Below are 21,054 nucleotides of genomic sequence, written 5' to 3'. Positions count from 1 at the left end.
AGCATTTACAAACAGTCTGGCTTTATAGCAAGTCGGGCCGCGCAATGTCTGCTTACCTACATTTCCTTGCTCAGTTCCACATTCGAGCCGGCTTTTGGGCTAAATAGCTGTTGATACAGTCGCCCCGCAAACTCATCGGTCATCCCTGAAATATAGTCCGCCAACACTCTGTGACTGTTTAAGCCTTGTTGCTCACTTTCGCGCCAGCGCTCTTGGGTGTTCAGTGGCAGTAAACGCTCGGGATCGGAAGCGAAGGCTTCAAATAATCCCATCACAATCTGCTGGCCCTTATATTCGAGCATTTGGATCTCAGGTTTACGAATAACGTATTTATAAACCAGTTGCTTGAGCACATTGAGCGCAATGGCAAATTCTGGCTCTAACGTCGCATTAAAGCGCAATAATGGCTCTTCGAACACGTCATCTTCTGAGATAACAATGGCGGTGACAAAGCCATTAACGAGTGTGCCTATGGCATCTTTACGCAGGTGATGCTCATGGGAAAACAGCTTGTTGCCAATATCTGCCAGCTCTTGTTTTATCCACGTATCACTGCTGTTGGTCAGTGTCGGCGCCACATCTTGATGCCACTGGGACGCTGTGACTATGCCCATCACAATCGCATCTTCGAGATCGTGCACCGCATAGGCGATGTCATCTGCCAGTTCCATAATTGAGCAATCGAAGGATTTAAACTGGGTTCGCAAATGCGGATAGTGGTGCAGGGCGGGGTGTGAACCTTGCTGCGTTGATGTAAAACGACGGCTATCCGCCTCAGACAAAGGTTCAAGCACCCAAGCGAAGATGTCGTTATCATCGTCGAAAATGCCCTTAACCGGCGGCCATTGTGACGGCTTGAGCTGTCTATGGTTGGTGATTTCATTATGTTCACCCGCGACAAACAGCTTCGAGTGCGGCGCGGGGTATTTTAAAATCCCGAGCATAGTTCGGCGGCATAAGTTCATCCCAAAATCTAATGTGTAAGGCTCAAGTTTCGATAAAATACGAAAGGTTTGGCCATTGCCTTCAAAACCGCCGTGGTCGCGCATCATGTAATTTAATGCGACTTCGCCACCGTGGCCGAAGGGAGGATGACCAATATCGTGGGCCAAGCACAGGGACTCTAATAAGCTCATAGAGCAAAGCAGCTGTTTATGTTGTGGATATTTACGTCTGAGCTGAGCAGCTATGCCGGTGCCAATTTGCGAGACTTCGAGTGAGTGGGTTAATCGGGTGCGATAGAAGTCATTCATGCCAACGCCGAGCACTTGGGTCTTGGCCTGAAGGCGGCGAAAGGCGGCCGAGTGGAGAATACGCGCCCTGTCTCTTTGGTAAGGGCTGCGGTGATCAAAGCGCCGTTGTTTATCTTCACCATGACGGCGTTCTTGCCAAACACTTGAAGTCATATGCATTCCTAGCGAGAGTGGAAAATCAAAGCATCTTGTTAATTTCGTCTAAATTCAAGGTGAAACTTGGCACAAAGCAGCTTATAAAATACTGTACTGCGGGATCTGGATTTGTCGCCAGCATGTCTTCGAGACGCTTACGGGCGGTATTGAATTCACTGTTGCCAGCGCGGTTTTCCTCAAGGCATTTAAGATAGGCACACAGAGTATCAGCCGATTTCACTATGGTCTTGTAAACGGGGTCGGCGTAATCGCTGATGAACAGACTGCGATAATCTTCTTTAAATTCCTCAGGTACCATATCTAACATGCGCTGCTCGGCAATCGCCTCAATCTTTTTATACTCGGCTTCAATTTCTTTATTGAAGTATTTTACCGGCGTCGGTAAGTCACCCGTGAGAATTTCACTGGCATCGTGAAAAATCGCCAGACTCGTGGCTTGATGGGGATCGAGCGTCGTGCCGAATTTCTTATTACTGATGATCACCAGTGCATGGGCCACCATGGCAACTTGCAGCGAGTGTTCTTGAACATTTTCAGTGCGAACGTTGTACATCAAAGGCCAGCGTTGGATCAGTTTCATGCGAGCTAAATGGGCAAATAAGTGACTCATAGTTTTCCTGCTAAAGAGTGAAATCGGAAGGCGACAAGCTGCAATGGAAGACATGAAACGAGTGAGTAGGCAGTATTGACGCTAGTGAAGTCTTAGATTATCACAGCCTTGGATGACACGTGAGTATGAGCGTAGAGGATTTAAAGAAATAGCTAAAAATAAAGCGACCGCTAGGATCGCTTTATGTCTCAAACCGTTAAAGGGATATTTTACTGTCGATAGTTTTCGAGGAAGGCACCAAACTCGGTAAATGCTTTCTTCAGATCTTCTTTATAGGGCAAGAAAACCACTCGTAAATGGTCAGGCTCAGGCCAGTTAAAGGCCGTGCCGTGCACTAACAGAATTTTCTTTTCTCTGAGTAAATCCAGCACTAAACGCTCATCATCCCTTAGGTTGAATTTCTTCATATCCAGTTTCGGAAAGGCATAGAGTGCGCCCTTTGGTTTTTTAACGCTCACACCTGGAATTTGGTTAAGTAATTCGTAACAGGCATCCCTTTGGACTGTGAGGCGGCCATTAGGCAAAATAAGCTCGTTAATACTCTGATAACCGCCGAGCGCAGTTTGAATCGCATGTTGATTGGGCACGTTTGCACAGAGGCGCATCGAGGACAGCATCTCTAAGCCTTCGATGTAACTTTTAGCAGCCTTAAGATTGCCAGATAACATCATCCAACCAACACGAAATCCTGCTGCACGATAAGCCTTTGATAAACCGTTAAAAGTAACAGTTAAAATATCATCTGATAGACCCGCAGCAGGAATATGCTTGGCTTCATCGTATAAAATTTTATCGTAAATTTCATCGGCAAAAAGGATCAGATCATGTTGACGACACAGTTCAACCACTTGCAGCAGTAATTCTCTGCTGTATACCGCTCCGGTTGGGTTGTTCGGGTTAATCAGCACTATGCCGCGGGTACGTGATGAAATTTTACTTTTAATGTCGTTGAGATCGGGGAACCAGTCCGCTTCTTCATCGCAGCGATAATGCACAGCCTTGCCGCCCGCGAGATTCGCCGCTGCTGTCCACAGGGGATAGTCTGGTGAGGGGATTAAGATCTCATCATCGGTATTTAGCAAGCCTTGCATTGCCATCATAATGAGTTCTGAAACGCCGTTACCTATATAGATATCTTCAATATCGACACCAAAAATCCCTTGGGCTTGATAATGCTGCACTATGGCCTTACGGGCAGAGAATAATCCTTTTGACTCACAGTAGCCTTGGGCACTGGGTAAATTGAGGATCACATCGCGCACTATTTCTTCAGGCGCTTCGAAACCGAAGGGGGCCGGATTACCAATGTTGAGTTTGAGGATTCGATGCCCCTCGTCTTCTAAACGTCTGGCTTCCTTGTGCACTGGGCCGCGGATGTCATAGCAAACGGTATCCAGCTTGTTGGATTTGATGATAGGGCGCATTTACACCTCGGAACATGCATAAAGTTTTGGCTTAAGTTAGCGCACCATAACGAAATTTCATTGTAGATGAAAGGGGGGATAAGCACAGAATTGCGCTTTTTTTATAAATATCCCTCAGTTAAATATGCTTTAACAGTCGATTAAAGAAATCTGCACAAGTTTTATGTTCTGACATTGGCATGATTTTAAGATTTTTTATCTATTGGGTTGGTAGGGGAATCTTGTTTATGTTTTTTCATTTCGAAAGATGAATTAGCTGACCCATATTTAATTTCTCTATATTAGCCATATCAATCGTGACAGAAGAAAATGTATTTTAGCTGATACTTAATGGTTGATTTTTAATCACAGATTTTTGATAAGGTAAACTTATGCAAGTGGCATTTTATTTTGTGATAATTAGGCATATTTATTGAATGCTTATTAAGCTAAGAAGATCATAAATGTTTAAGTTACAATGGCGTTAAAAGTCTTCTAGATTATACGGTTATGTAAAATTGTCTCGCGGGAAATAAATTTATTTTCTATCAAGTTAAATTTATAGTTGACTCAATATTCGATGCGCTTTATTTTCTGCGCGATGTTTTTGGCAAGGCACCTTAGATAGCAAGCAATTCGCGGGTTTTATCTTCAGGGTTAGTCATCATGAAGCAGCTGTGTTGACGTTCTGAATCGTGTTGATTTCAGGCGTTATTCTAAAACCATTTGCCTTTTAGGCGATTTATTTAGAGGACCTAAGTGCATGTCTGAACCGACAGCGTTAAGTCTCATCCCACCTTTGGTGGTATTGGTGTTAGCTATTTGGTTACGCCGTCCTATTTTATCTTTGATCATAGGTGCGGTAACCGGTTTCCTGTTACTCGATCCCAGTCAAGTCTTAAACAATTTTGCTAGTGTGTCATTGAAGGTTATGGCCGATGAAACCATAGGTTGGTTGATTCTGGTGTGTGGTGGTTTTGGCGCGCTCATCGCACTTTTAGTACGAACTGGCGGCGCATTAGCGTTTGGGCGCAATGCACTTAAATTGGCGAAAGGACCTAAATCTTCCCTATTAATGACTTTTATCCTTGGGATCGTGATTTTTATCGATGACTATCTCAATGCGTTGACCGTGGGTGAAACCATGAAGCGTGTAACGGATAAATTTAAAGTGTCCCGTGAAATGCTCGCCTATGTCGTGGACTCCACCGCCGCGCCCGTGTGCGTGTTAGTGCCATTATCGACTTGGGCGGTATTTTTTGGTGGATTACTGGTGGATAACGGTGTGGCAGCCGAAGGTCAAGGCATTGCAGTTTATATGCAAGCCATTCCTTACATGCTTTATGCTTGGTTAGCTGTGGCTATGGTGCTACTTGTCGCATTAGGTATTGTGCCCGCCATTGGTCCAATGAAGACTGCGCAGCTGCGCGCTGCCCAAGGTGAACCCGCGGAAGCGCAAGTGGATTTCGACCAAGTTCAAACTTCGGATGAATATGCGGTTAAAGCCATAGAAGAGGAATTTAAGCACGCCGATAATCAGGGCAAACTGCATAACTTTTTAGTACCTATTGGTTTGTTAGTTGCCTTTACCGTGTACTTTGATATCGACGTGTGGAAAGGTTTGCTGGCGACCTTAGTTATCACGATTCCTTATTATGCAGTGCAGCGTTTGATGCCATTTTCAGAAATGATGGACCAAATGATCGATGGTTTTAAAAGCATGCTACCGGCCATTAGCACTGTGATTGCGGCGTTTGTGTTTAAGGATGTGTGCGATCAGTTATTACTGCCGCAGTACGTCATTGAATCATTAAGCCCATTTATGACACCTAAATTGCTGCCTGCGGTAGTGTTCTTATCTATGGCTATACTCGCATTTGCCACAGGTTCGAGCTGGGGTATATTTGCCGTGACGATTCCTATCGTGATGCCATTAGCGCAAGCGGTTGGGGCGGACATCCCATTAGTCATTGGGGCCTTATTGTCTGCATCATCATTTGGTAGCCAAGCGTGCTTCTACTCAGATTCAACCGTATTGGCCGCCCAAGGCTCAGGTTGTAACTTAGTGAGCCATGCTGTGACTCAGTTACCTTATGCACTTATCGCAGCAGTAATAGCATTTATCGGCTTTATTGTGATTGCATAACTTCTGTCACGATTAATATAAGAAACCAGCTACGGCTGGTTTTTTTATGTCTGCCGTAATGGGGTTAGGCGGCTAGAATGAGTAAAAGGTGAGTAAAGAGTGAGGAGGCTTGAACTAGGATAAACATGATTACACTGTTAAATGAAGATTTTCAACTGATGTCAAATTATATTTTACGAAATTGTCATTTATATTTTACATATTTCATCATCGCCATGTAGCTTTTCAAATCAAAGCCTGATTATACTTTGCATCCTTCAGGGTATTATTTTCAACATTAGTGGCAAACGAATCAAATGGACTCAACTCTTCTTACTGCGTTTTTCGAGCACGGCACAATACGTGATGTCGAGTGTTTATTCCCTGATATTTCAGGCTATCCAAGGGGAAAGCTTATGCCAGCCCGAAGTTTTGCTCAGGGTGCTGAATTACGTATTGCCCAAGCTATTTCGATGCAAGCGATTACCGGTGAGTATTCCTACGATCCTGTTTTCCCTGATGCTGATCCTGATCTTTTACTCGTCCCCGATTACAGCACCCTCAAGATGATCCCATGGAGCACAGTGCCGCGCGCATTTGCCATCCATGACTGCGTATTACTGGATGGTAATTTATGTCCATTTGCGCCGCGCTCTATGTTAAAAAATGTGCTGGCTCGTTACCAAGCCTTGGGGTTAACCCCTGTGGTGGCACCCGAGATTGAATTTTATCTTACGGAGGCGAATACCGATCCGAGTGTTCCGTATCAGGCGCCCATTTCAAAAAGTGGCCGAGCTGAAAATGGTCAATCCGCGTTTAGCATGAATATGCTCAATGAACTCGCACCATTTTGGGATGAGTTTAATGCCGCCATCGATGCGATTGGGATTAAAGGTGATACTTGGATCCATGAAATGGGGCTATCACAATATGAAATTAACTTAGTGCATGGTGATCCGTTGGCTCTTGCAGATCAAGCCTTTATGTTCAAATATGCCGCGAAAGAAATCGCCATAAAACATGGTTTGAATGCGATTTTTATGGCAAAACCCATAGCGGGTCAACCCGGCAGTTCTATGCATTTACATCAAAGTGTCGTCGATGAGAAAGGTCATAATATTTTCAGCCATGCAGATGGTAGCGACACTGACCGTTTTCACCACTACATCGGCGGATTACAAAAGTATCTACCTGATTTAATGTTGTTATTCGCACCCAATATCAATTCATTTAGACGTTACATTTCCGGCAGTCAAGCGCCGATTAATTTAAGTTGGGGCGTTGATAATCGCACCACTGGCTTACGTGTGCCATTGAGTGCTCCGGTGGCGAGACGGGTAGAGAATCGCATTGCGGGCGCCGATGCTAATCCGTACCTGATGATTGCCGCATCTTTGGCAGCGGGCCTTGCCGGAATAGAAGAAAAATTATCGCCAAGTGCACCAGAAACCGGGAGCGCCTACGATAGCAGCCATGACCTAGCGCAGACATTTTTAGCTGCGTTAACGCAAATGCGCCAAAGTGATTCGGCACGACGCTTACTCGGGGACGATTTTGTCACTGGCTTTGTATCGGTGAAGGAAATTGAATTCCAAAGTTATTTGAGTGAGATAGGGGCTTGGGAGCGACGTTTCTTAGGGCCGCAATGCTAACGCTTTTATGAATAAGGGAATTATTACTTATAAAAGTTTTACCCCTTCAATGACTTAAGAGTCTTAAAAATGTTCAACTAAAAAATAGCAACAAAAAAGCCAGTGCAAGCACTGGCTTTTCTTTGTCTGGAAACGAGAAGGGCGATTAAACGCGCTTCTTGAATTCACCAGTACGAGTGTCGATTTCAATTTTGTCGCCTACTTTCACGAAGTCAGCAACACTTACTGTGCCACCGCCAGTGATAGTCGCTGGCTTCATCACTTTACCTGAAGTATCGCCACGAGCTGAAGGCTCAGTGTAGATCACTTCACGTACGATAGTGGTTGGCATTTCAACAGAGATAGCTTTGCCATCATAGAAAGTCACTTGGCAAGTTTCTTCCATACCATCAACGATATAAGCCGCTGCATCACCTAGGTTTTCAGCTTCTACGTCGTATTGGTTGTATTCTGCATCCATGAATACAAACATAGGATCTGCAAAGTAAGAATATGTGCAGTCAAGACGATCTAAGATGATGTCTTCTAACTTATCTTCACCTTTGAAAGTCGTTTCAGTACCAGAGTTAAGCAGTAAGTTTTTCAACTTTAACTTAACGATAGCAGCGTTACGGCCAGAACGAGTTGTTTCAGTTTTCTGCACAACCCATGGGCTGCCATCTAACATGATCACGTTACCAGGACGGATTTCATGAGCAGTTTTCATTACACTATTTCCTATATTTAGATTTTTCTGTTTTCGCGCAGTATCTTAGCTGTTTTTAACGAACTGAACTAGTCGAGTAGCGAGATCTGCAGCATTTAATGCATTAATTGGCCATTGTTTAGCATGGTGCAACAAGGGCAAATTAACAGGATTAAGGTTTTGCCAGTGAAGGCTCACGGCTGATTGCTGTGCTTGGTTGAACGCGAGATTCAATTCAGACCAATAACAAGCAATTTTAGGTGGCAGATTATCGCAGTAAAGTTTGAGAAAAGCTTCTAATTTTACGAGGTGATAATCATCTTCTTGGGGATAAATGTGCCAAATGAAGGGTTTTGCGGCCCATTGGGCACGTAAAAAGGAATCTTCACCGCGCACGATATTAAAATCACAGCTCCAGAGCAGGCGATCAAACCCCTGTTGGTCTGTCATAGGTAAAATGTGCAGGGTTAAATTACCATGATTTATCTGTTGACCCGGCACTAGATCGGCAATCTCACAGGGCAGTAAATGTGTCAGACTGTTTAAGCTACGCCCCTTTGGGAGCAGCGCATGGATTTTTTCTACCGATTGCTGCCATAACTCACATAATGCGGGTAGCGCCTCGGTCTCATAGCTAAAAACGCTAATCACTGTGTCTTGTGCCTGAATGTCCTTAAGACCTAGATCAGTAAAAAGCTGCAATTTATTGGCAGTATCAGCTTGCCAAGCATCACGCTCTGCAAACAAATTTTGCTCGCAAATGAGTCCACCCGTTTTGGCGCTAAAACCGGGAAAGTAGAAATACTTTTTCAAACCATTGGCTTGTAACGATGGCAAACCATGGCAGCCTTCAACCCAATCCTCTGCGCTTAAATACTCTAAATTCAGCCAAACAGGTACAGATTTTGGGGCGTTCTGATGTAAATAAGCCAGCTGCTCTTTTACCTGTTCGGGGAGTTCACAGGCAAAGGCTTCGATGAGCACTGCTCCTGCGACAAACTCTATAGGTAAAGGCTCTTTCCAATGAATAATATTCACACCATTGAAGGTTTGAGTGGCTTTTAGTGGATCGAGTGTCGGTAAGATATGCGAGAAGCTTGCGAGGTCGTCGACCCACAAATTAACGGGGATCTGATACTCATTGGCTATTTGTTTGGCTAAACGCCAAGTGACGCCAATATCGCCATAGTTATCAACGACGGTGCAAAAAATATCCCAATGATTGGAGCGAGGTGTGTTGCTCATGAGTGTGGTATGTCGTTATTCTTAGTCAGAAATATATGCATAAAAAAAGCGGCGTTAAAGCCGCTTTAATCAAATGGTTAACAGAATTAATCTTCTAATTCAGCTAAACACATTTCTTCGTAAATTTGCTTAACCCAAGCATCAACACGTTCTTCAGTCAGCTCTGGCTGGCGATCTTCATCGATACCTAAACCAATAAAGTGGTCGTCATCGACTTGACCTTTAGAGGCTTCAAAATTGTAGCTTGCAGTTGGCCAATGGCCGATGATGATACCACCACGGGCCTGAACAATATCGCCAACCATGCCCATGGCATCAAGGAAGTACTCAGCGTAATCTTCTTGATCACCACAACCAAAAATAGCGACAAGTTTGTCAGTAAAATCAATTTGCTCTAATTCAGGGAAGAAATCATCCCAGTCACATTGCGCTTCACCGTAATACCAGGTCGGGATGCCGAACAGCAGCAAGTCATACTCTGCAATCTGTTCTTTGGTACTTTTGGCGATATCTTTCACCTCAACCATTTTTTTACCCAGTTTTTTCTGGATCATCTTGGCTACAGCTTCGGTGTTACCTGTGTCGCTACCGAAAAAAAGACCTACAGTTGCCATTGTCTATCCTTTAATGTCTAGTTCACTTATTAGGTTAATCTTGCTGGTACTCGTTCAGCACTCAACTTGTTGCTGAAGAATTAATTCGATTAACTGGCTACGGCTGATGTTACTGGCCAATGCCTGCTCATTCAAGGCGTCATACAAATCTTGTGACACCTTTAACTCTATTCGCTTTAATCCGTTGGCTTTATCGCGCTGGATTTGATTGCGTTTGTTGACCTTAAGCTGTTGGCTACGGGACAAAGGATTGCTACGTGGTCGGCCCCGGCGCTTTTCGTTGGCAAAAAGGTCAATAGTGGTTCTGTCTGTCGCTTCTTTTGCCATGTTCTTATTGTTAACCGATCCCTGAGCCTTCCCAAGTGATCTGGATAATACCTTTTACAATAAACCCGGCGCAGCCGAGAAATAACACTAACCAAACAATAAATCGACCAAATTTTGGCACGTTACCTTGTTTAAGCACATCGTGGATGGCCATGCCGATAAAGAAAAATATCGAGGCAAAAAACAGGTTCAGGCCGATGGTTTCAATTTGTTCCATGTACTGAGATAACATACTTTCTTAGTCCTTGAGAGTGTTCTAAGGCCAAAAGAGGCGCGAATATATCACAACAAGATGGCGGCTGCCATATGCTTTCGGTCGAGTTTGCTGCTGATTTACATTGAATGTTTGTCAATAAATTCAGACACGATCCGGTTAAAAATGACGGGTTTTTGCGCATGCAACCAATGACCACATCCTTCAAGTGTTTTTGCCTGTGCCGCGGGGAATTGCGCCATGATAGCGCTTCTGTGCTCGCTAGTGACATAATTTGAGTCGCCGCCGCGAATAAACAGACTTGGTCCAGCATAGCTTTGTACTGGATTTAGTGTCTGATTTTGCCAGCCAATAATATTAGGATAACAAGCCTTTAGGCCACTTAAGTTCATTTTCCAACGAAAGCCAGTATCAGTGCGTTGTAGATTTTTGAGTAAAAATTGTGCCGTTGCTTCGTCAATACCATTGTCAATTAAATGGTTTAGGGCAAAGCGTCTGTCGGTATGGCCTTCTAAGGGCAGGCTTTCTAATGCCGCAAACACTGTGTCGTGTCTTGGCTCATAGGCGACGGGGGCGATATCGGCTGCCACCATACTGATAATGCGCTCTGGAAAGGCTAACGCCGTCGCCATGGCGATTTTACCCCCCATGGAGTGACCCACAATATGGGCGCGTTCAATAGCCAGTTCGTCGAGCAAGCTGATCATTGCAGTGGCCAGACGAGGGTAGTCCATTTGATCCCAATGCTCACTTAAACCATGATTGGGCACATCGACACGAATAACTTGATACTGATTTTCTAATACTTGCCCTAGACCTTTGAGGTTATCTAGATTACCGAACAAGCCGTGGATCAAGAGCACTGCGGGTCCTTGGCCTGTGGAAACAAAGTTCATGGTGATTCCTGTTGGAGATTTTTAGCTTAGCGTGACGCGAATTGTGCCCTTAATGCCGTTGGCTTGACAAGTCAGTTGCCATTTCTATAGTGGGGGCGGCCAGTAACTTGTGTGCTTTTTCGGCAATTGTCGATTAACTGCTAGTTTGCTGTGCTATTTCCCGCACTTTTAGAATAATGGCGCTTTATCAGATTGATAGAGATAGATACACTGGTAACAGATCGCAATGATCTGCCCCGATCGCTGTGGTAAACTTTTTTCGGTTAAGCCTGTCGAATAACAAAGGATAATTAAGGTTATGAAATATATCGAAGTAGATGAAGAGCTCTATCGTCATATTGCCAGCAAAACAGAGCGTATTGGTGAGAGCGCCTCTGACATTCTTCGTCGATTACTCGGCCTGTCCGTCGATGCGGTCGAACAACCCCAGCCTTTGGCGATTAGCCAACCGAGCCTTGAAGCTGAACCTATTCAGCCTATCGCGGCGCAAACAGTGCCAGCAGTGAATGATTTTAGTCGCTTAGTCGATGAACATCAGTTATCGCAGCAAAAAGGCGCAGTAGGTCGTTTTCTGTTTTTGCTCGAAAGTTTGTATCAATTAGCCCCAGAGCAATTCTCACAAATTTTGCAGATCCAAGGGCGCGATCGTTTGTATTTTGCTCGCTCTAAGGAGCAACTGCTCGAAGCGAGTGCTTCGGCTAACCCAAAAGAAATTGGTACAAGTGGTTTCTGGGTAACGAGTAACAACAATACCGCCAAGAAACGCACTATTTTATCGGAAGTTTTAGTGCAATTTGGTTGTGATGCGACAGTAGCAGCGGGTATCTCCGAGCGCGTTTAATCCGCGGATGAGCCAAGTTAGTACGACATTTTTCTACTTTTTCTAATTGTAATTGAGTGCAGGAGAGCCATCGGTGGCAATACATCAAAGGGCAGGACAAATCGCTAATCAGACGGATCTGGTCAATATTCCAAAACTGATGAGCCATTATTACAGCATCACGCCAAATATGGATGACGTACAACAACGCGTCACCTTTGGCACTTCTGGGCACAGAGGCTGCGCCTTCAATGGCAGTTTTAACCAACAACACATTTGGGCGATTACCCAAGCTGTAGTGGACTACCGTCAATCGGCAAATATCGATGGGCCGCTGATCCTTGGGATTGACACCCATGCGTTATCCTATGCAGCCTATTTGTCGGCAATTGAAGTGCTGGCGGCAAATAAAGTCACAGTGAAAATCCAACAGAACGACGGATTTACACCTACGCCAGTGGTTTCCCATGGGGTGATTTGCGCCAATCGCGAAGCCAATATTACGGGTGCTGCATTGTCCGATGGTTTGATCATTACGCCTTCCCACAATCCTCCTCAGGATGGTGGCATCAAGTACAATCCACCCCATGGCGGACCTGCTGAAGGTAATATCACGGCTTGGATTGAATCGCGAGCCAATGATTACTTGCGCCAAGCGTTAGCTGGCGTGCAAAAATTAGCGTATGCCGAAGCGCTGGCATCAGGCTATGTCAACGCCATTGATTTGATTACACCCTATGTGGCTGATTTAGAAAATGTTATCGACATGCAGGCGATTGCTAAGGCTAAGCTGCATATCGGTGTTGATCCGCTCGGTGGTTCAGGGATTTTCTACTGGGCACCGATTGCCGCGCGTTATGGGCTCGATATCACGTTAGTTAATGATAAAGTTGACCCAAGCTTTAGCTTTATGCCGCTGGATAAAGACGGCAAAATCCGCATGGATTGCTCGTCTCCCTATGCGATGGCAGGTTTACTCGCCCATAAAGAATCCTTTGATTTATGCCTTGGTAATGATCCCGATTATGACCGTCACGGCATCGTTTGCCCTGGTACGGGTTTGATGGATCCGAATCATTATCTTGCGGTCGCTATCGATTATTTACTGACACACAGACCAGATTGGAGCGATACCTTAGCCATAGGTAAAACCTTAGTATCGAGTGCGCTTATCGATAAAATCTGTGCTTTCCACGGCAAAAAGTTACTCGAAGTGCCAGTGGGCTTTAAGTGGTTTGTCGACGGTTTAGCCGAAGCCACAATCGCCTTTGGCGGTGAAGAGAGTGCTGGCGCAGCATTTTTACGCCGTGATGGCTCTACTTGGTGTACGGATAAAGACGGTTTTATTCTAGGGTTACTTGCCGCAGAAATTCTTGCAGTGACAGGTAAAACCCCAGGTCAGCGTCACCAAGAGTTAGTAAAACAATTTGGCCAAAGTTTCTATAAGCGTATCGATAGCCCAATCAGTCTTGAAAACAAAGCCAAGTTTGCTTTGCTCAATGCCGATACCTTAAATGCCACTGTGCTTGCAGGTGAGACAATCGAAAACGTGTTAACCCATGCGCCGGGCAATAATGCGGCGATTGGCGGCATCAAAGTGACTACGGCGAATGGTTGGTTTGCGGCGCGTCCATCGGGCACTGAAGCGTTATTTAAAATCTACGGCGAAAGTTTTATCAGTGAGCAGCATTTGGCTGAGATCATCAAAGATGCGCAGGCATTAATTGATAAGGCGCTAAACGCTTAATGCAGTAGTAGGTTTAGCTAACGTCTCAAAATAAAAAACGCACTCAGATTTGAGTGCGTTTTTGTTTGTGTCTAATTCAGCTGTGAGTAGTTGATCTAATACTGATTTGACCGTATTTAGTACTCGATATGACAACTCGATAAGTTATTCTTATCGATGTAATTTTGGTGATATTCCTCAGCCACATGGAACTGTTGCAGTGGCACTATTTCTGTGACGATATGGCGTAATCCCCAACGCCCCGAGCGGGCAAAAGCTAACTTTGAGGCTTCTGCGGCCGCTTTTTGCTCACGGTCGTGGAAGAAAATGGTACTGCGATATTGAGTGCCAATATCTCCGCCTTGCATGTTCAGACTCGTTGGATTGTGGTTTTTCCAAAATACATCGAGCAAGTCTTCATAACTGACAAGGGCGGGATCGAATTCCACTTGCACCACTTCGGCATGGCCCGTTTTGCCTTTTTTGACTTCTTCATAGCTCGTCGCCGCATTATTGCCGCCCATATAGCCGCAGGTGGCATTCGATACGCCGTTCACTTGTCTAAAAAAATACTCTACGCCCCAGAAACAGCCGGCACCAAAGGTTGCTAACGCCATAATTAAATCCAATAGAAGTCTAGATGGCTAAGGATTGTGATAAAACTTGAGTGCAAAAGCAAGCCTCAAGCTGGAATATTTATCATGGGAAATTCTTAGGGAATGTCCTAAGAATTTAACAATCAGCTTAGTTGAATGTCATTCCGCTTAAAACTGGGTCCTACGGCAATAAATGTCTGAGAACAGCACTAAAAACATGTGTTAGTATTGAAGCCGTTTTTTAGGTGCGAGTGAGACTAACCGCGGTGAGATAAATGCTTAAGTGGTTATTACTGCCTGTACTTATGCTATTGCGCCAATACTGTTACACACCATTATAAGGAGAATTCTGTGTTACAAGCTCTGTTAGATTCAAAGGATTTTTTAGCGCTCACCTTAGCCCATCCTGAACAGTTCGATGGCGAATTTTCATTTAACTTAGGCGATCATACTCAAGTGGAAGTGTGGGATACCGGTGTTATTGTTTTCGAACCAGTAAAGAATGAAGGAAAAGATATTGTGCTTTCCTGCGGTGTTCACGGTAACGAGACCGCGCCCATTGAACTCTGCAATAGCTTAATTAAACAACTTCTACAGCAAAAGATCATCGCAAAGCAGCGCACTTTATTTCTCATTGGTAACCCATTAGCGATTAATAACGGCACGCGGATTATTGACGAAAACATGAATCGTCTCTTTAGTGGTGAGCATTCCAATCCACCAGGGTTAGTGAACCCTGAGCGAGTACGCGCGAAAAAACTCGAAGCCTATGTCGATCGTTTTTATACTGCGGTTGCCGATGGACGTCAGCGCATCCATTATGATCTGCACACGGCGATGCGCGCCTCGAAGCATGAAAAGTTCGCTATCTATCCCTATCGTCCTGGGCGCGCCTTTAGCGGCGAGCAAATTATGTTTTTAGCCGCAAGCGGCGTCGATACAGTACTTTTCCACCATGAACCGACCACGACCTTCAGCTATTTTTCCTCTGAACGCTACGGTGCCGATGCCTTTACCATTGAGCTTGGCAAAGTGTATCCCATGGGGCAGAACGACATGACGCGTTTTATCGCCACCCATGAAATGTTCATGCGCTTAATCACCGCTAAGCCGTTGGAGCTGGATGCATTTGATGCCGATAAGGTTAACTTGTACCAAGTGTGCCGCGTCATCAATAAACATTTCGATGATTTTGAATTTACCTTCGCAACTGATGTCGAAAACTTCAGATCTTTCCCGAAGGGCTTTGTTTTAGCGCGGGAAGGTGGGCAAGAAATTAAAGTGGAACATGAGTTTGAGTCTGTCGTGTTCCCTAATGCCAAAGTGCCTATTGGCAATCGCACTGTGATTTGCCTGATCCCTGCGGTGAATGCGGACGTGCGTTAGGCTTGTAAAGCAATATATACATGCGTGGCAGTGATAACTTGTGGTTTGAGCTATGCCAATGGTTGATAGGTAGTTTACGTTAACGTAATGTTCGTCGGGCATATTCGTATAAACAGACGCATCAAAACGCTTTGATGCGTAATGAGATAACAAGAGCACAATATGAGCAAAGCAACACTCAACACTGATACAGTGCACCGTGTCGGCTTCTTGGATAAGGCATCGCTACACATTCCTATCCTTCGAATTCTACAAGCCGACGGCACCACTTATGAAACCGCGGTTTTGCCTGTGATAGATGAAACCTTAGCCACTAAAATTTACGATACCTGTGTATTCACTCGGGTACTTGATGAACGTATGCTTGGCGCCCAGCGTCAAGGACGCATCAGCTTCTACATGACCTGTACGGGTGAAGAAGCGGCGATTGTCGGCAGTGTGGCCGCACTCGATCAAGAAGATGTGATCCTCGCACAATATCGTGAGCATGCGGCGCTGCGTTATCGCGGCTTTACCACTGAACAGTTTATGAATCAGATGTTCAGTAACGAGAAAGATCTTGGTAAAGGTCGCCAAATGCCAATCCATTACGGCAGTGCGGCATTGCATTATCAAACGATTTCGTCACCGTTAGCCACGCAAATCCCGCAGGCGACTGGTGTGGGCTACAGCTTAAAAATGCAAGGTAAGCGCAAAGTCGCGGTTTGTTATTTTGGCGAAGGCGCTGCATCGGAAGGGGATTTTCATGCTGGCCTAAACATGGCCGCGGTACTGAAATGCCCAGTGATTTTCTTCTGTCGTAACAATGGCTACGCCATTTCTACCCCCACTGAAGAGCAGTTTGCTGGAAACGGTATTGCCAGCCGCGGTGTGGGTTATGGCATGCACACCATTCGTGTAGACGGCAATGACATGTTGGCCGTGTTAGCGGCAACCCAGCAAGCACGTGCCTATGCGATTGAGCATAATGCGCCTGTGCTGATTGAAGCCATGACTTACCGTCTCGGCGCGCATTCATCTTCAGACGATCCCTCTGGTTATCGCTCGAAAGATGAAGAAGCCAAGTGGCAGCAACACGATCCGGTTAAACGCTTCAAATTATGGCTTATCAACAAAGGTTGGTTGGCTGAAGCGGATGATGTGAAACTGCATGAAAAATATCGTGAAGAAGTATTGGCTGCGGTAAAAGTGGCTGAAAAAATTCCTGTGCCTATGCTGGATGAAATTATTAAAGATGTGTACGACAAGCCGACGCCAGTGCTGAAAAAGCAACTCGCCGAGCTTAAAGAACATATCAAGAAATATCCGCAAGCCTATCCAAAAAGTGCAGGGAGACTATAAGCCGTGGCTGAAATGAATATGTTACAGGCCGTCAATGAGGCCTTGTCGATTGCCATGCAAGCCGATGAACGCATGGTGGTTTTTGGTGAAGATGTGGGCCACTTTGGCGGGGTATTTCGCGCCACCTCCGGTCTTCAAGAAAAATTCGGGCGCGATCGCTGCTTTAATACGCCGCTGACAGAGCAAGGTATTGCCGGTTTTGCCAATGGTTTAGCCTCAAATGGCATGACCGCCGTGGCTGAAATTCAATTCGCCGATTATATCTTTCCGGCGTTTGATCAAATCGTCAACGAGTCGGCTAAGTTCCGTTACCGCAGCGGTAATGAGTTCGATGTCGGTGGATTAGTGTTCCGTACGCCCTATGGCGGCGGTATCGCGGGCGGCCATTATCACTCGCAATCACCTGAAGCCTATTTTACCCAGACGCCGGGGTTAAAAGTGGTGGTGCCACGCAACCCTGAGCAAGCCAAAGGACTGCTGTTGGCGTCAATCCGTGACAAAAATCCGGTGATCTTCTTTGAGCCTAAGCGTTTATATCGTGCATCGGTTGGCGAAGTGCCCGCGGGCGATTATGAAATTGAACTGGGTAAGGCTGAAGTGGTTCGCGAAGGTAAAGACATCACCTTAGTGGCGTGGGGCGCGCAAATGGAAATCCTTGAAAAAGCCGCCGACATGGCCGCTAAAGAAGGGATCTCCTGTGAAGTTATCGATTTACGCACCTTGTCACCCTGGGATATCGATACCGTTGCCGATTCAGTCAAAAAGACCGGACGTTTACTGGTTAACCATGAAGCGCCATTAACCGGTGGTTTTGCTGGTGAGATAGCGGCGACGATTCAGCAAGAATGCTTCTTGTATCTAGAGTCGCCCATCAGCCGCGTTTGTGGTTTAGATACCCCGTACCCACTCATTCATGAAAAAGAATACATGCCAGATGCATTCAAAACGTTTGAAGCCATCAAAGCATCAGTGACCTTCTAGGAGTCCGGTATGATTAAAGATTTTATTTTGCCGGATATTGGCGAAGGTGTTGTGGAGTGTGAGTTGGTTGAATGGCTGGTCAAAGAAGGCGACACCGTCGTTGAAGATCAGCCGATTGCCGATGTCATGACAGACAAAGCCTTAGTGCAAATCCCTGCGCCTTTTGCGGGCGTGGTCACTAAGTTGTATTACGCGAAGGGCGATATTGCGAAAGTGCATGCGCCGCTTTATGCCGTACAAATTGAAGGTGCCGTTGAAATCGCGGGTGAAGAATCTGTTGCGGCTGCAGCTGCGACAATCGCAAAAGCTGCTGAGCCAGTGGCAGTAACAAACGCGACCACGTCATCCAGTTCGTCTGTCAGCATTGAAGAATTCTTACTACCTGATATCGGCGAAGGCATTGTTGAATGTGAGCTAGTTGAATGGTTGGTGAGTGAAGGTGATTGGGTTGAGGAAGATCAACCGATTGCCGACGTGATGACAGATAAAGCGCTGGTGCAAATTCCTGCCATTAAAGCGGGTAAAATTGCCAAACTGCATTATCGCAAAGGTCAGCTAGCTAAAGTACATGCGCCTTTATTTGCCATTGAAGTTGAACAGGCGGCTTCTGCACCTGCGGCAACAACAAATACAGATACTGTGGCCAATGCGGCAGGTGCAGCGCAGGCTGTGAGTGCAGAGCCTGCTCGCCAAGGTAAAGCCTTAGCCAGCCCCGCAGTTCGCCGTATGGCGCGTTCCTTAGATATCGATTTGAGCCGAGTACCTGGCACAGGAAAGCACGGCCGTGTGTATAAGGAAGACATCACTCGCTTCCAACAAGGCGCGAGCAATGTTTCTGCTCCAAGTGTGGCTCAGGTAAAAGAGGCGTCAGTTCAAGCGACTCAAACATCTCAAACCCAAGTTCCAACATCGACAGTGACTCAACGCGCTGACACGGTTGAGCCTATCCGCGGCGTAAAAGCGGTGATGGCACGCATGATGGTGGAATCTGTGTCGAGCATTCCGCACTTTACCTATTGTGAAGAGTTTGATTTAACAGACTTAGTTGCACTGCGTGAAAGCATGAAAGTGAAGTATTCGTCAGATGAAGTGAAGCTGACCATGATGCCTTTCTTCATGAAGTCGATGTCGCTCGCGTTAAGTCAGTTCCCTGTGATGAACAGTCAAGTGAATGCGGATTGCACTGAACTGACTTACAAGGCGCGTCACAATATCGGCATGGCGGTGGATTCTAAAGTCGGTCTCTTGGTGCCCAACATCAAAGATGTGCAGGATAAGAGCATTTTAGAAGTGGCGGCAGAAATCACCCGCCTGACCCAAGCAGCCCGCAGTGGCCGCGTGGCGCCAGCGGATCTGAAAGACGGCACGATTTCCATATCGAACATTGGCGCTTTAGGTGGCACAGTGGCTACGCCTATCATCAACAAACCTGAGGTGGCGATTGTGGCCTTAGGTAAGTTGCAAACCCTACCGCGCTTTAACGCGAAAGGGGAAGTCGAAGCTCGCCAAATCATGCAAGTGAGCTGGTCAGGTGACCATAGAGTGATCGATGGCGGTACGATTGCTCGCTTCTGTAATCTGTGGAAACAGTATCTTGAGCAGCCTCAAGAGATGTTATTAGCGATGCGCTAAGCCACTGGCACGAATAACTGACACTAAAAGGACGCTAAAAGCGTCCTTTTTTATTTGCTTTGCACAAATGGGTTAATCTTTTGATCCCGATTACGTATAATTCCCGAACGTCGTTATCCTGATGGATGTGTTATGAGTCAGTTAGCCCCCAGCCCATTTGCTCCAACAATAGAAACCATTGATTACCCGTTTCCGCCTAAACCAGTGCCTTTGTCCGATGCGCAAAAAGCCGATTATAAGGCACGTATCAAGCAACTGCTCATTGAAAAAGATGCCGTTCTGGTTGCCCACTATTATACCGATCCTGAAATCCAAGCCCTTGCCGAAGAGACTGGCGGCTGCGTTTCAGACTCCTTAGAAATGGCGCGCTTTGGCCGCGATCACCCAGCAAAAACCTTAATCGTTGCTGGGGTCAAGTTTATGGGCGAAACCGCCAAGATTTTAAGCCCAGAAAAAACCATTTTAATGCCGACCTTAGAAGCCACTTGTTCATTGGACTTAGGTTGTCCAATCGATAAGTTCAGTGCTTTCTGCGACGCGCACCCAGATCATACTGTGGTGGTTTACGCCAATACCTCGGCTGCGGTTAAAGCGCGCGCCGATTGGGTGGTGACCTCCAGTATTGCCCTTGAAATCGTTGAGCACTTAGACAGCGAAGGCAAAAAGATCATTTGGGGACCCGATCGTCATTTAGGCAGCTATATTGCCAAGCAGACGGGCGCCGACATGTTGATGTGGCAGGGCGATTGTATCGTTCACGATGAGTTTAAATCTAATGCGCTGCGCGATATGAAAAGCGTTTACCCAGATGCAGCTATTCTTGTGCATCCTGAGTCGCCAGCCAGTGTGGTGGCGATGGCCGATGCAGTTGGCTCGACCAGTCAACTGATTAAAGCAGCGCAGACCATGCCAAATGAGCGTTTTATCGTGGCAACTGATCGCGGCATTTTTTATAAAATGCAGCAGGCGGCGCCAGGTAAAATTTTAATTGAAGCGCCAACCGGCGGAAATGGCGCAACCTGTAAGAGCTGTGCCCACTGTCCTTGGATGGCGATGAACGGTTTGCAGGCAATTGAAGCGTCACTCGCCGACAGCGATAAAACCACCCATGAGATTTTTGTGGATGAAGACTTAAGAGTGAAAGCGCTTATTCCGCTAACGCGTATGCTGGATTTCGCCAAAACACTGAATATGAAAGTGAAGGGTAATGCCTAAGCGCATTATTTAGCTTTTCTTCAGCCTAATAAAAATCCCTGCCATAGTGTCTGTCTCTTCTACACAAATCCCTCAGTTTGCCCCGGGGGATTTTTTTGAACCATTTTCAATTACCCTGATCTGATCCTGACCTTTTGTTTCAGATACCACATGCCATGTTTTTAAGTGAACCATCAC

19 protein-coding genes are annotated in these 21,054 nt (G+C 45.9%); 9 read left to right on the top strand and 10 right to left on the bottom strand.

Annotated features, from left to right (window positions below; translation table 11 throughout):
- Positions 1 to 56: 56 nt before the first annotated feature.
- The 3 genes from KFE26_RS12160 to KFE26_RS12150 all read right to left on the bottom strand — a co-directional run bounded on the left by KFE26_RS12160 (position 57) and on the right by KFE26_RS12150 (position 3,443).
- Positions 57 to 1,406, bottom strand: coding sequence for an anti-phage deoxyguanosine triphosphatase (locus KFE26_RS12160; protein ID WP_113939691.1), 1,350 nt, complete (start codon positions 1,404 to 1,406; stop codon positions 57 to 59).
- Between the two features lie 25 nt (positions 1,407 to 1,431).
- Complete coding sequence (gene yfbR, locus KFE26_RS12155) at positions 1,432 to 2,019, bottom strand: 5'-deoxynucleotidase (RefSeq protein ID WP_173244950.1); 588 nt, start codon at positions 2,017 to 2,019, stop codon at positions 1,432 to 1,434.
- A 209-nt stretch (positions 2,020 to 2,228) separates the two neighbouring features.
- The gene (locus tag KFE26_RS12150) at positions 2,229 to 3,443 is read right to left on the bottom strand and encodes a pyridoxal phosphate-dependent aminotransferase (protein WP_105252462.1); all 1,215 of its coding nucleotides are present in this window, start codon (positions 3,441 to 3,443) and stop codon (positions 2,229 to 2,231) included.
- 742 nt (positions 3,444 to 4,185) lie between these two features.
- Between KFE26_RS12150 and KFE26_RS12145 the strand changes: the two genes are divergently transcribed.
- Together KFE26_RS12145 and KFE26_RS12140 are read left to right on the top strand one after the other, a co-directional pair.
- Positions 4,186 to 5,568, top strand: coding sequence for a Na+/H+ antiporter NhaC family protein (locus KFE26_RS12145; protein ID WP_113939692.1), 1,383 nt, complete (start codon positions 4,186 to 4,188; stop codon positions 5,566 to 5,568).
- 296 nt (positions 5,569 to 5,864) lie between these two features.
- Positions 5,865 to 7,199, top strand: coding sequence for a glutamine synthetase family protein (locus KFE26_RS12140; RefSeq protein WP_212600542.1), 1,335 nt, complete (start codon positions 5,865 to 5,867; stop codon positions 7,197 to 7,199).
- A gap of 145 nt (positions 7,200 to 7,344) precedes the next feature.
- On the opposite strand, the gene efp is transcribed toward KFE26_RS12140, so the two are convergent.
- The 6 genes from efp to KFE26_RS12110 all read right to left on the bottom strand — a co-directional run bounded on the left by efp (position 7,345) and on the right by KFE26_RS12110 (position 11,180).
- Positions 7,345 to 7,905, bottom strand: coding sequence for an elongation factor P (efp, locus tag KFE26_RS12135; protein WP_105252465.1), 561 nt, complete (start codon positions 7,903 to 7,905; stop codon positions 7,345 to 7,347).
- 45 nt (positions 7,906 to 7,950) lie between these two features.
- Positions 7,951 to 9,129, bottom strand: coding sequence for an elongation factor P maturation arginine rhamnosyltransferase EarP (gene earP, locus KFE26_RS12130; protein WP_212600541.1), 1,179 nt, complete (start codon positions 9,127 to 9,129; stop codon positions 7,951 to 7,953).
- Between the two features lie 86 nt (positions 9,130 to 9,215).
- Positions 9,216 to 9,743 carry a flavodoxin FldA gene (gene fldA, locus KFE26_RS12125; protein WP_006081576.1) on the bottom strand — a complete coding sequence of 176 codons (528 nt, stop codon included), beginning with the start codon at positions 9,741 to 9,743 and terminating at the stop codon, positions 9,216 to 9,218.
- Between the two features lie 54 nt (positions 9,744 to 9,797).
- Complete coding sequence (gene ybfE / locus KFE26_RS12120; protein WP_006081577.1) at positions 9,798 to 10,070, bottom strand: LexA regulated protein; 273 nt, start codon at positions 10,068 to 10,070, stop codon at positions 9,798 to 9,800.
- A 10-nt stretch (positions 10,071 to 10,080) separates the two neighbouring features.
- The gene (locus KFE26_RS12115; protein ID WP_006081578.1) at positions 10,081 to 10,302 is read right to left on the bottom strand and encodes a DUF2788 domain-containing protein; all 222 of its coding nucleotides are present in this window, start codon (positions 10,300 to 10,302) and stop codon (positions 10,081 to 10,083) included.
- Positions 10,303 to 10,403: 101 nt separating this feature from the next.
- Positions 10,404 to 11,180, bottom strand: coding sequence for an alpha/beta fold hydrolase (locus tag KFE26_RS12110; RefSeq protein WP_173496693.1), 777 nt, complete (start codon positions 11,178 to 11,180; stop codon positions 10,404 to 10,406).
- Between the two features lie 298 nt (positions 11,181 to 11,478).
- Here KFE26_RS12110 and seqA point away from each other — a divergent pair, with 298 nt between their 5' ends.
- Together seqA and pgm are read left to right on the top strand one after the other, a co-directional pair.
- Positions 11,479 to 12,021, top strand: coding sequence for a replication initiation negative regulator SeqA (gene seqA, locus KFE26_RS12105; RefSeq protein WP_173244937.1), 543 nt, complete (start codon positions 11,479 to 11,481; stop codon positions 12,019 to 12,021).
- Between the two features lie 73 nt (positions 12,022 to 12,094).
- Complete coding sequence (pgm, locus tag KFE26_RS12100) at positions 12,095 to 13,747, top strand: phosphoglucomutase (alpha-D-glucose-1,6-bisphosphate-dependent) (RefSeq protein ID WP_212600540.1); 1,653 nt, start codon at positions 12,095 to 12,097, stop codon at positions 13,745 to 13,747.
- A gap of 116 nt (positions 13,748 to 13,863) precedes the next feature.
- On the opposite strand, the gene msrA is transcribed toward pgm, so the two are convergent.
- The gene (gene msrA / locus KFE26_RS12095; RefSeq protein ID WP_212600539.1) at positions 13,864 to 14,343 is read right to left on the bottom strand and encodes a peptide-methionine (S)-S-oxide reductase MsrA; all 480 of its coding nucleotides are present in this window, start codon (positions 14,341 to 14,343) and stop codon (positions 13,864 to 13,866) included.
- 330 nt (positions 14,344 to 14,673) lie between these two features.
- On the opposite strand from msrA, the gene astE reads away from it, so the two are divergent.
- The 5 genes from astE (at position 14,674) to nadA (ending at position 20,877) form a co-directional block, all read left to right on the top strand.
- Positions 14,674 to 15,708, top strand: coding sequence for a succinylglutamate desuccinylase (astE, locus tag KFE26_RS12090; protein ID WP_212600538.1), 1,035 nt, complete (start codon positions 14,674 to 14,676; stop codon positions 15,706 to 15,708).
- 162 nt (positions 15,709 to 15,870) lie between these two features.
- Positions 15,871 to 17,049 (top strand): thiamine pyrophosphate-dependent dehydrogenase E1 component subunit alpha, encoded by a 1,179-nt coding sequence (locus KFE26_RS12085; RefSeq protein WP_212600537.1) that lies wholly within the window; start codon positions 15,871 to 15,873, stop codon positions 17,047 to 17,049.
- Between the two features lie 3 nt (positions 17,050 to 17,052).
- Positions 17,053 to 18,030: an alpha-ketoacid dehydrogenase subunit beta gene (locus KFE26_RS12080; protein ID WP_012089197.1), complete on the top strand. Its 978-nt coding sequence runs from the start codon at positions 17,053 to 17,055 to the stop codon at positions 18,028 to 18,030.
- A 9-nt stretch (positions 18,031 to 18,039) separates the two neighbouring features.
- The gene (locus tag KFE26_RS12075; RefSeq protein WP_212600536.1) at positions 18,040 to 19,662 is read left to right on the top strand and encodes a dihydrolipoyllysine-residue acetyltransferase; all 1,623 of its coding nucleotides are present in this window, start codon (positions 18,040 to 18,042) and stop codon (positions 19,660 to 19,662) included.
- 132 nt (positions 19,663 to 19,794) lie between these two features.
- The gene (nadA, locus tag KFE26_RS12070; protein ID WP_028759980.1) at positions 19,795 to 20,877 is read left to right on the top strand and encodes a quinolinate synthase NadA; all 1,083 of its coding nucleotides are present in this window, start codon (positions 19,795 to 19,797) and stop codon (positions 20,875 to 20,877) included.
- Positions 20,878 to 21,054 lie beyond the last annotated feature (177 nt).

This window comes from Shewanella sp. M16 (genome assembly GCF_018224605.1).
Taxonomy (GTDB): domain Bacteria; phylum Pseudomonadota; class Gammaproteobacteria; order Enterobacterales; family Shewanellaceae; genus Shewanella; species Shewanella oncorhynchi.
This window is presented reverse-complemented; position numbering and strand designations above follow the sequence as displayed.